This is a genomic window from Bradyrhizobium sp. CCBAU 11361 (genome assembly GCF_028128935.1).
Lineage (GTDB): Bacteria > Pseudomonadota > Alphaproteobacteria > Rhizobiales > Xanthobacteraceae > Bradyrhizobium > Bradyrhizobium niftali.
Genome location: NZ_LBJZ01000197.1, coordinates 1 through 11033, shown reverse-complemented (window position 1 = coordinate 11033; position 11033 = coordinate 1). Strand labels below are relative to the sequence as shown.

Here is an 11033-nt window from a genome sequence, read left to right as displayed (position 1 = left end):
CATCCTCGATGATCTCGTTTAAGCGGTGTTAATGATGCTTTCTCAATATGAGACATCTCATTGGTACGGTCCCTGTTTATAGGGTTCCCGTAAGCGTTGATTAAGATGGCTGTCGCCATATTTCGCCCGTGACGATCGGGTGGCCGGCGGCAAGGCCCTGCCCATCTCCTCCCGTCACCGGTGTTTTGGAAAATTTCTTCGCCGCAACGACGGCAACCAGGGTGAAGGCATGCTCGGCCGCGTAGTGCTTCGTTTCGCGAGAGACCGGAAGGCCAACGTCGCCATCATCTTCGCGCTCACGATGATTCCCATCATCTTTCTGCTGGGCATGGCGCTCGACTACACGCTGGCCCTGCGCAAGCGGGAGCAATTGAACGCGGCTGCCGACGCGGCCGCGGTCGCGGCCGTGAGGCCCGCGATGCTGACGCAGACCGACACCACCGTCGTCAAGGCGACCGCGCAAGCCGTCTTTGCCGCGAAGGCGAATCTTCCCGGGCTGTCCGCGACGCCGACACCGACGGTCACTGTCACCGATTCCGGTCTCGCGCGGACCATCACCGTCTCGTACACCGCGGAGTCCATCAACAATTTCCCCGGTGTCCTCGGCAAGCAGACCTGGCAGGTCGCGGGCTCCGCGACGGCGAAGGCGTCGAGCGCACCTAACATGAACTTCTATCTGCTGCTGGACGACTCGCCGTCGATGGCGCTCGCGGCGACCCAGACAGACATCGACAACATGATCGCCGCGACGAAGAGTCAGCCGTCATACGCGGCGAATTGCGCGTTCGCTTGTCACGAGGCGCATCCCAACAACGCGGCTCCAAGCTCTACGAACAAGGATAATCTCACCATCGCCCGTGCGAACAACATCACGCTTCGCATCGATCTCGTGACCAATGCCGTTACGCAACTGATGGTCGGACCCTGGACGTGCCCGCAGTCGGGTGTATCGGGCGGCGTCATGCAGTGCATGTCGGCGCTCAACAACACGACCTACAAGGCCGCAATCTACACCTTCGACTACGCCCTGAACACGATCCAGACGCTGACCACCCCGACCACCGCCGGCACGAAGATCGCCAATATTCAGATTATGACGAGCGACCACCAGAACTGCGTCATTGTCGACAGCAAGAACAACTGCGTCTACACCACAGACTACGGTACGGATATCTCGAAGGGGCTGACGGACCTCAACACCGCGATGCCCGATCCCGGCACCGGCACCAATCAATCGGGTGATACGCCGCAGGAAGTGGTCTTCCTCGTCACCGACGGCGTCGAAGATAAGCTGATCGCCAAAACGGGGGGCAGCTGCGACAGCAATGCCACCTATCCACTTCCGACAGCCAACTCGACGACCGTGCGATGCCAGCAACCGCTCAACACGACGGTATGCGATACCATCAAGAAGCGGAACATTCGCATCGCGATCCTCTACACCGAGTATCTGCAATTGAACGACAGTTGGTACAAGAACCGTATCGCACAGTTCAACAATCCGACCTCGTCTACGGGCACGATCGCGCAGCGGCTGCAATCCTGCGCATCGCCGGGTCTGTACGCGAGCGTTCAGAATGGTGGCGACATTTCCGCGGCTCTGACCAACCTCTTCATCAAGGTTGCGTCCAGCACAGCCAGCCTCGTGCAGTAGAGAGCGCGCCATGACCGGACCGGACGTCGCAACCACAACGAGACGCCGCAATCGCTGCGGCGCCTTCGCTCGAGATAAATCAGGAGCCACGGCCGTCGAATTCGCGCTCGTTGCCGCGCCGTTCCTCGCCCTCGTCGTCGCGCTTATTCAGACGTTCCTCGTCTTCTTTGCCCAGCAACTGCTCGAATCCGTCGTGCGCCAATCGGCGCGCCTCGTCATGACGGGACAGGTTCAGTCCGCGCAGATGACGAAGGACGTATTCAAGCAGAAGGTCTGCGACCAGGTCGTGATCCTGTTCAACTGCAGCGGCCTGATGGTCGACATGCAGGTGGCGACGTCGTGGTCCGCCGCCGATACGGGCATTCCGGCCTTGACCTTCGACGGCACGGGAACGGTCCAGAACACCTGGCAGTACGATCCCGGCAATTCCGGCGACATCGTCGTTCTCCGGGTGATGTACCAATGGCCGGTGTTCCTCGGGCCGCTCGGTTTCAATCTCTCGAATCTTTCCAACGGCAACCGGCTGATCATGTCGTCCGCCGCGTTCCAGAACGAGCCAGGAGCTACCTGATGATCGCCGTCCTGTCGTCTCGCGCACGGCGCCTGCGAACCGACGTTCGCGGCGTTGCAGCGACGGAGTTCGCCATCGTCGCCCCGTTCATGCTTCTGCTCTACATCGGCGGCGTCGAGCTGGGAAACGGGCTCGCCATGAACATCAAGGTCAGCGCGACCGCGCACAGTGTCGCCGACATGGTTTCGCAGAACACGCAGGTGAGCGCGACCCGCATGCAAGCAATTCTTGGCGCCGCGACGGCAATCATGGCGCCTTACGCCGTCAAGAACGGCAGCACTTCCCTGATGACGATCACGGTCTCTGGAGTCTCGACCGACAGCAACGGCAATGCGACGGTGCAATGGAGCACGTCGACGAGCTCGTCGGGGGCGAGAACCGTGGGTCAGCAGATGACCTTGTCCCAGTTCACCGCGACCAATCCGAGCAATCCCAACAACGCCAACATCTCGCTCGTCCTGAGCGAGGTGTCCTATGACTACACGCCCAACCTCGGCTATACGATCGCCGGCACCGTCAAGCTGACCGACAGCTACTACCTGTTCCCGCGCTGCTCGACGAACAGCCCGGCCACGTCGAGCTTTCCATATTACGACGTGAAGTATTCCCCGACGATGACGACGACGTGCACATGCGTCCAGCATCTGCAGCAGAAGACCTGCTAGCTGAGCGAAGCGGCGGCGGTCAACCGGGATGCAGGCGGGCAATCCTGAATCGAAAAACCACGCTCGTGGGAATCCCTTCTATGGATTCACGACTTGGCTCTACAACGTCGGTGATCGCTCCGCCCAAGCTTTGGTGGCTTGGCAGATTTCCATCGCCCGGGCGTAGGCGGGGCGTGTCGTCGTGCGGGCGAGATAGGCACGCTCGACTGAACCCGGGGTATAGTTGCTGGTTCGCAGACCAAGCAGGAGAGCGTAGCTCACTGAAATGTCAGCAGCAGTGAACTGGTCTCCGGCGAGAAATGGACGATCTGTGAGACGCTGGATGACCAATCCCAGCCGGCTATGAAAGGTCTCCAGTGCCCAGTTTGTGACCCGGGCGTTTCGCTCTGCTTCGGGCGCGAGTGCGCGACCGACGAAGACGGCGTTCATTGGTACAGCGAGCCCAGCCTCTCCCAAATGGAGGAATTGCAGATAGGCGCCGAAAGCGGGATCATCCGGGGCGACGGCGAGCGGGCTCGGACCGTGGCGGGCAAGCAGGTACTCAAGGATCGCGATCGATTCGACCATGATCATCTCGCCGTCCTGTAGCGCCGGGATAAAGCCGGCGGGGTTGATCGCAAGAAAATCGGGATCATGCTCGACAGCGCGCAGATCGACCGGGCGCAGCCGATAAGCCACTCCCAATTCCTCGAGCAGCCAAACGACACGGAATCCACGACCTTCGCCATAGACAGTGAGCATAATGAGCGTCCTTACGCCGGCTTGAGTGCCTAAATTCGCGGGAGCGAGATTTCCACTCTGACACGATATGTACAAGGCTCGTCGAAGACTCCTGCGCAACGCCTTCGGCGTCGCAGGCGGTCGCGACCTCCCGCTTCCGGCGCAACGCGAAGCTGGTCGCTTGTCGCGAGCGCTGGAAGGGTCGAAGGCGGACGTTCGTACTCTGCGAGTTAATCATTTCGGTCGCAACGTGTGGCTTATGGGGGATTGAGGAGAGCGGCCCGCAAATGCAGCCATTTTCGGCCGCTCTTTAGGCCCATTTCAGCCAAACTGTTATCAGTTGCTCGTCTTCCGGGGCAGGACCCTTCAACTCGGAGTCCTGCAATGTTCAAGCCAGTTCTTTTTGCGTGTTTTTTAGTTGCCGTCAGCTCTATTGCTTCGGAAGCACGACCCTACCGCATTGATCGCGCGCCGGAATGCAATGTCATCATGCCCTGCGACTTCTCGCATTCGCAAACGCGGCGCGAGCGCGTTTCCAGGTACTCATCACAGGCGCCCAATTCAAGACAACTCACAATGGTCGCCGCTGGCAGCGCCGTTGCGACGATGAATGCCCCCGGCGATCGGATCGTCGGCGGTCGACCGGCCGGTTGTCCTTCGTCCTTCTGCGGTTGCGGCGCGGCCCTGCGCGTGTTCGGTCGTATGGTGCCGGAATTGAATCTCGCGGCCAACTGGCTGCGTTTTCCGCGTACATCGCCAGCGCCGGGAATGGTGGCGGCACGACGCGGCCACGTGTTCGTCCTGGAGCAGCACCTCGGGGGAGACATCTGGATGGCGTATGACGCCAACTCGGGCGGACACGCAACAAGAATGCACGCGCGTTCCTTGCGGGGGTATACGGTCGTCAACCCGCGCGGCACGACGAGTTGAGGGAAACGCCGACATCAATCTCGATATGTGACGGAAGCAGGAACGAGACCTCGGCGGGCCGCCAGACCATTGGCGGCTCGCCTTCGCCCACCCCAACCGTTGACAAAGACAGGCTTATCAGACGTACAGAACTTTGTTCAGTCGCTCGAGCTGAGTATTGAATTTGCTAGGGAAGTAGACCTCGTCGCTTGTGACGAAATCGCACATTTCTGCAAGGGCCGTGGTCCAGGCAAGGGCCCGGCCATGATTGGACTGTGCAAATGCGACCGGGTCCATCGCCGCCCGATCTGGCGTCCGTCTGTTGACTATCTGATCGTACTTTTCCCATTCGATGGCGTTGATGGCGCCACGACCGGCTAGCACACTCGTGGTGCCACCGCCCATGAGCTTGGCCATCGTTTGTCGCATCTCGTGCGTCGCTGCGGCGGCAACGTTGAGCTCGGTGCCTGCCATGATAACGAGCTTCATCGACTCGCAAGCGAGACCGGCCCACATCGCGCGCCACGCCTGGAGATCGGCGACGGCTGCGGCAATACGAGCCGTTCCGCCATATTGTTGGATTTTTCTTTCAGCTAGCTTCTGGTCTATCAAGCCGCGCGCGATGTCGGCGGCCACGCCTATCCTGTCCGTGAACTCCACATGTGCCGCGACGATCTCGACCTTTCTGCCTTCCAGCCGCTTGAACTCTTTCGCAACGGCCGTCGAGGTTGCGGCGGATACCGCGCGCCGATAGGCGTCGACGGTGGATCTGCTGTTGTGGGCTGCGTTGAGTGCGTCAGCCAGAGCGTCGAGCATGACCTTGTGGTAGGCATAGTAGGGATGCGTCGTCAGCGATGCGCCGAGCCATTTCTTGGCGAGGTCCATGGAGATCTTGATGCCGAGCTTAAGAAGCGCGCCGTCTCGCTTCGTCTCGTCAACTGCATCCTCTACTCTGCGGACGTATTCGTAGTACTTCTTGGCTTTGTCCGCCTTGGCGAGAACTTTCGACAGAGTGCCGGGTTTCACCGGGCTCTCGTTATACTCGTGCAAGAGCGCTTGCGCCCTGGCGAGCGGCCCAGAGGCCGGGCTTCGCCGATATTTGTCGTAAGTCTTCAGTCCCTCGGACGCGAAGGTCCAGAAGCTAGCGGTGGTATCGAGGGATTTCTCTATCTTTTTATAGAAGCGTTCATCTTCGACACTAGCTCTAACCGCCATCTCTATCTCTCCTCGCAATCGAGACCAGGCGAAATCGTCTCGTCACTCGCTGTTGGTGAGGCGGAACCTGTCGCTGCTAAATTCATGGCCGCTCAGTGGTGACTCATTATCAAAGTCACGATCCGACGCCGTCATCCGATTGAAGGATATCGGCGCTGACATCTTCATGCACGTCGGGCGGTCGAGGAGGGAGAGACGCCGACCTCGGCAGAAGAGTTCGTGTCAGCTACGAAGGCAAGCCGCGACGCGTCCGTTCGCGTCGCAATGTGGTGCAGCCGAGTTGACTCTCGTGCAGGGGATTGCGTGGTCAGCCGATACCCTGCGAAGCATCCTTCATTGAGCATCGTACGGTTGCGGCAGGATGGCGTGATGCCGCTGTTTTGCCCAACGTGCCAAATGGTTTTGCAGATGCAGGAGGCATCTGCCGCCGGCCATCGGCTACATTGCGTGGGGTTGTTTTCGAGTGTTTTTGCGGAAGGCTTGCCGCGAGCGTCGCCGCGCTACGCGCTCTCCGTCTCCCGGTGCACGTCGTGCACCACCAGCCCCATGCCTTGCTCGGGCATCTTGATCCAGTCGCGCCGCTTCAGCGTGCGCTTGGTGTCCTCGAAGCCGCTTGCCCAGTGCTCGCGCATCGAGGTGCCCGAGAATTCGTGGTCCTTGGCGTCGCCCTCATAAGCCTTCTGCTGGTAGATCAAGTGCAGGATCGCGATCTCGGGCATATGGCAGAGGCTGGCCTTGAGATTGCGCTCCTCGTCGGAGAGTTGCTCTTCCGGCAGCTTCGCCAGGGCCTTGTAGAGCACGACCTTGAGATTGTGCGTGCGGCGATAGACGTCGGTGTTGTGGCGCGTGCGCGAGGAATACATGATGTCCTTGTGGCGGGCCATCACGTCCTGGATCGAGCGCGGCAGCACGCCGCGGGCGCTGAACAGGTCGACCTGGAACACCAGCGAATTGAGCGCGTCCTCCTGGTCGAGCAGATGCTGGAGCGGGGTGTTGGAGACGATGCCGCCGTCCCAGAAATGATCGGTGCCGATCCGCACCATCGGCAGCGCCGGGGGCAGGGCGCCGGAGGCCATGATGTGCTCCGGCCCGATCTCGTCATGGGCGTTGTCGAAATAGATGAAGTTGCCGGAGAGCACATTCACCGCGCCGACGGCGAAGCGGACCTTCTTCTCGTTGATGAGATCGAAGTCGACGAGCTCGCGCAGGCTCTCGCGCAGCGGCGTCGTGTCGTAATAGCTCGTCGCCGTCCTGGCGCCGATCGGGCTGAACCAGGGATTGACCTGGTGCGGGGTGAAGAAGCCGGGCTGGCCCATGGCTGACGTCATCCACGCGCTGGTGAGGTTGCGCCACTGGCGGAAGACGTCGCCATCCGGGGTATAGTGCCAGACCTTGCGGTTGGTGATGCGCTCCCAGAAGACGCGCAGCGCATCGAGCCGCTTCTCCGGCCGGTTGCCGGCGATGATGGCGGAGTTGATCGCGCCGATCGATACGCCGCAGACCCAGTCCGGCTCGATGCCGGCCTCGTGCAGCGCCTGATAGACGCCGGCCTGGTAGGCGCCGAGCGCGCCGCCGCCTTGCAGCACCAGTGCGACGCGATCGCAGCGCTCGGGACGCCAGCCCCGCACGGGAGGCTGATGGGTCTGATAAGTCGGTTGCGACGTGCGGGCGTCCATGGCGATGCCTCCTGCCTTCGCCGAACGATTGCGTCCTGCGGTGACGGCGTGATGACAAGAGTGGCGCCCGATGCATCGTCTGCATGCAGGTCAATCGCAACGAGAATGGCGCGCGGGTCGCGCGCCTGACGGAAATCCTTCACATCGCGGTCAATGACGGCCGCTAGCAATCTGGGTCGCCGCCCGACGCTGCCGGGCAGGCATCACAGACATGAGGAGACCAGCGATGCGCAGGGAAGATGTGCTGAGACTTCCGTCCATGCCGGCCGCGGGACCGAGTTACCCGGCCGGTCCCTATCGCTTCGTCGACCGCGAATTCCTCGTCATCACCTACGAGACCGATCCGGACCTGATCCGTGCGGGCCTGCCCGAGCCGCTGGAGCCGATCGACCAGCCGATCGTGCATTACGAATGGATCAGGATGCCGGACTCCTCCGGCTTCGGCAGCTACACCGAGTCCGGGCTCGTCATCCCGGCGCGCCTGCATGGCGAGGAGGTCAACTTCGTCTCGCAGATGTATCTCGACGACGATCCGCCGATCGCCGCGGGCCGCGAGATCTGGGGCTTTCCCAAGAAATACGCCCATCCCAAACTCGAGATCGTCAAGGACACGCTGACGGGGACGCTGGAATATGCCGGCCAGCTCGTCGCCATGGGCACGATGGGCTACAAGCACGAGAGCATGGCCGGCAACGGCGATCTCACCCGCGCCACGCTGTCGAAGACGCAAGTGAATCTGAAGATGATCCCGGGCGTCGATGGCCGTCTCGAAGTCTGCCAGCTCGTCGCGATCAACCTCACCGATATCGTGCCGAAGGGCTCCTGGATGGGGCCCGGACGTCTTCACCTTGTGCCGCACGTCAATGCGCCGGTTGCCGATTTCCCGGTTCGCCGCGTCGTCGGCGCGCATCACTACATCGCCGATCTGACGCTGCCGTTCGGCCGCGTCGTGCACGACTACATCAGGGAGGCCGAGGCGGCGGCCGCGACGGGGCTGGCCGCGGAATAGGGCGGCGCCATCATCAAACTGTAACAGAGGCGTAATTGAGTACCCGCGTGGGTCCGGAAGATGCCGTCAGCCATCTTCAGGAGACGGGGCATGTGTTGACGGTTGGGGCGATCATGGCTGAGCCGGCAAAGCTTGTCAGCGCGATATCGGGGTCTGAGCCTGCCATTCCGGGCCTGGTCTGGGCGTTCCGCCTGCACAGCGACGGCAGCGCCGAGGCGCTGCCGATCGACCGGCCGATCGAGTTCAGCCATGACGGCCGGCTCTGGCTGCATTTCAATCTGACCGACGCGCGGGCGCGGCCGTGGATTGCGGCATCAACGCTGCCGCCGCTTGCGCGCGAACTGCTGCTGTCGAACGACACGTTCCAGCAGCTCCATGTCATCGACCACTGCGTCTACGGCGTGTTCTCCGACCTCGTGCGCGACATCGACAGTCCGACGGAAGAGACCGCGTTCCTGCGCTTCGCCATGACCGAGCACCTGCTGGTCAGCGGCCGCCATCAGGCGCTGTGCTCGGCGGATGCGACGCGCCGGGTGCTCGAAGGCGGCTACCGCGTCGACAACGTCGCCCACCTCCTGGAAAAGATCGTCGACGAGGTTGCCGACACGCTCGACAGGATGGCCGACAAGCTCGGGCAGGAGATCGACGGCATCGAGGAGCGCATCCTCGCCGACGAGGCGAGGCCGGAGATGCGCCGCACCCTCGGCCGGTTGCGCCGCACCTGCGTCAGGCTGCATCGTCAGCTCACCGGCCTGCGCGTGCTGTTTCACCGGCTCGACCAGAAGAACACCGATCACCTGTCGCCGGGCTTGCGGATCCACGCTGGCAAGCTGGCGCAGCGGCTCGATGGCCTCGATCACGACATCGTCGAGCTGCGCGAGCGCAGCCGCCTGCTCGAGGAGGAGCTGCGCTTCAAGAACGAGGAGGAGAGCAACCGCCACCTCCACACGCTCTCCATCGTGACCTCGCTGCTGCTGCCGCCGACGCTGATCACCGGCATCTTCGGCATGAACACCAAGGGCCTGCCGCTCACCGACGTCGAAAGCGGATTTCTCTGGGCGGCGGTGCTGATGGCCTCGTCGGTCGGTGCCGCCTATTTGTTCATGCGGCGCACGGGCATTTTCAAGTAGCGCACCAGCCGTGAACGGCACTGCCGACAGATCTCCGCTGCGAAGCGTGGCTGCAATTGCGCTGGTGTGCGCCTTGGCCAGCACGAGCGCGTTCGCCGGCGCCAAGGACGAAAGCGCGGCCGAATGGCTGGCGCCAAAATGGTTCAACGAATGGCATGACGGGCTCGCCAACAAGGGCCTGAATTTCGGCGCCACCTATATCGCCGACAACATCGGCAACGTCTCGGGCGGCGTTGCGCGCGGCGCCATCCATTTCGGTCGCCTCGATCTCTCGGTCGATGCCGATCTGGACAAGCTGGTCGGCTGGACGGGGGGACGCTTCTACGCCAACGCCTTCGTGATCTACGGCCGCGGGCTCTCGCGCAACTACCTGCAGAACCTCGCAACCATCAGCGAGATCGAGGCGCTGCCGGACCGGCGGCTCTACAACGCCTATTTCGAGCAGAGCTTCTTTGGCGACAGGCTGAACATCAGGGCCGGCCAGCAGGCCGCAGATGTCGAGTTCTTCGACAGCCAGACCGACGACCTCTTCATCAACGGCACCTTCGGCTGGCCGGCGATCAAGGCGAGCAACCTTCCGGCCGGCGGCCCGGCACCGCCGATCGCGGTGCCCGGCATTCGCGTCAAGGCCGCGCTGACGGACCAGATCACCGCCTATGGCGCGGTGTTCAACGGCGATCCGTCCGGGCCGGGCGAGGCCGATCCGCAGATTCGCGACCATCACGGCCTCGCATTCCGCGTCAACGATCCGCTCTGGGTGATCGGGCAGGTCCGCTTCAGCTACGACATCGATATTGGCGGCCGTCCGCTCGCCGGCAACTTCACGCCGGGCGCCTGGAAGCATTATGGCTCGTTCGAAAGCCAGCGCTTTACCGCGGGGGGCTCTCGATCGCCGATCCCTCTGGAAGCGGCGTTCCGGCCAAGCTTCGCGGCAATTACGGCATCTTCGCCGTGATCGAGCAGGTGCTCTACCGCCCGCCGGAGGTGAAGGACAACACCACCTCCGCTTCGATCCCGGGCGTCACCGCCTTCGGCCGCATCGCCTACAGCCCGCCGGACCGCAATCTGATCGATCTTTATCTGGACGGCGGCATCGGCTTCGTCGGGTTTGCCCCAGGCCGTCCGCTCGACCGCTTCGGCGTGGCGATGGCCTATATGCGGATCTCGAACACCGCCCGCAATCTCGATCTCGACACGCAGGCCTTCACCGGCGTGCAGGGCCCGGTACGCAGCAACGAGACCCTGATCGAGATGATCTACGAGGCGCATGTCAAGCCGGGCTGGCTGGTGGCGCCGTATTTCCAGTATGTGTTCCGCCCCTCGGGCGGCATCCCGAACCCGAACGATCCGAGCGGCGTTTCGCGGATCGGTGACGCCGCAGTCTTCGGCGTCACCACCACGATCCGGTACTAGTCATCTGGAACGCAAGTTCGTCACATTAGTTGATAGCTCGAATCTCTACACAGGAGAGAGCTCGTGGCGAA

9 protein-coding genes and 1 pseudogene are annotated in these 11033 nt (G+C 62.3%); 7 read left to right on the top strand and 3 right to left on the bottom strand.

Annotation, left to right across the window (positions count from 1 at the left end; genetic code table 11):
- Positions 1–229: 229 nt before the first annotated feature.
- The 3 genes from XI08_RS38170 to XI08_RS38160 are packed head-to-tail and all read left to right on the top strand — an operon-like array spanning position 230 to position 2890.
- Positions 230–1654, top strand: a complete 1425-nt coding sequence (locus tag XI08_RS38170; protein ID WP_027543127.1) for a TadE/TadG family type IV pilus assembly protein — start codon at positions 230–232, stop codon at positions 1652–1654.
- 10 nt (positions 1655–1664) lie between these two features.
- Positions 1665–2225, top strand: a complete 561-nt coding sequence (locus tag XI08_RS38165) for a TadE/TadG family type IV pilus assembly protein (protein WP_271578372.1) — start codon at positions 1665–1667, stop codon at positions 2223–2225.
- Positions 2225–2890 (top strand): TadE/TadG family type IV pilus assembly protein, encoded by a 666-nt coding sequence (locus XI08_RS38160; RefSeq protein WP_271578371.1) that lies wholly within the window; start codon positions 2225–2227, stop codon positions 2888–2890. The genes XI08_RS38165 and XI08_RS38160 overlap by 1 nt, the downstream gene beginning before the upstream one ends.
- Before the next feature lie 99 nt (positions 2891–2989).
- On the opposite strand, the gene XI08_RS38155 is transcribed toward XI08_RS38160, so the two are convergent.
- On the bottom strand, positions 2990–3631 hold the full coding sequence (locus XI08_RS38155) for a glutathione S-transferase family protein (protein ID WP_271578370.1): 642 nt from the start codon (positions 3629–3631) through the stop codon (positions 2990–2992).
- 363 nt (positions 3632–3994) lie between these two features.
- On the opposite strand from XI08_RS38155, the gene XI08_RS38150 reads away from it, so the two are divergent.
- Entirely contained in the window at positions 3995–4540 is a 546-nt protein-coding gene (locus XI08_RS38150) for a hypothetical protein (protein WP_271578369.1), read from the top strand.
- 117 nt (positions 4541–4657) lie between these two features.
- Here XI08_RS38150 and XI08_RS38145 read toward each other — a convergent pair whose 3' ends face one another.
- The gene (locus tag XI08_RS38145) at positions 4658–5734 is read right to left on the bottom strand and encodes a hypothetical protein (RefSeq protein WP_271578368.1); all 1077 of its coding nucleotides are present in this window, start codon (positions 5732–5734) and stop codon (positions 4658–4660) included.
- A gap of 500 nt (positions 5735–6234) precedes the next feature.
- The gene (locus XI08_RS38140) at positions 6235–7410 is read right to left on the bottom strand and encodes a patatin-like phospholipase family protein (RefSeq protein ID WP_271578367.1); all 1176 of its coding nucleotides are present in this window, start codon (positions 7408–7410) and stop codon (positions 6235–6237) included.
- A gap of 226 nt (positions 7411–7636) precedes the next feature.
- Between XI08_RS38140 and XI08_RS38135 the strand changes: the two genes are divergently transcribed.
- From XI08_RS38135 to XI08_RS38125, 3 genes and pseudogenes are all read left to right on the top strand, one after another.
- On the top strand, positions 7637–8419 hold the full coding sequence (locus tag XI08_RS38135) for an acetoacetate decarboxylase (RefSeq protein ID WP_271578366.1): 783 nt from the start codon (positions 7637–7639) through the stop codon (positions 8417–8419).
- 113 nt (positions 8420–8532) lie between these two features.
- Complete coding sequence (locus XI08_RS38130) at positions 8533–9549, top strand: transporter (RefSeq protein ID WP_271578611.1); 1017 nt, start codon at positions 8533–8535, stop codon at positions 9547–9549.
- A 10-nt stretch (positions 9550–9559) separates the two neighbouring features.
- Positions 9560–10962: pseudogene (locus XI08_RS38125) on the top strand (carbohydrate porin).
- Positions 10963–11033 lie beyond the last annotated feature (71 nt).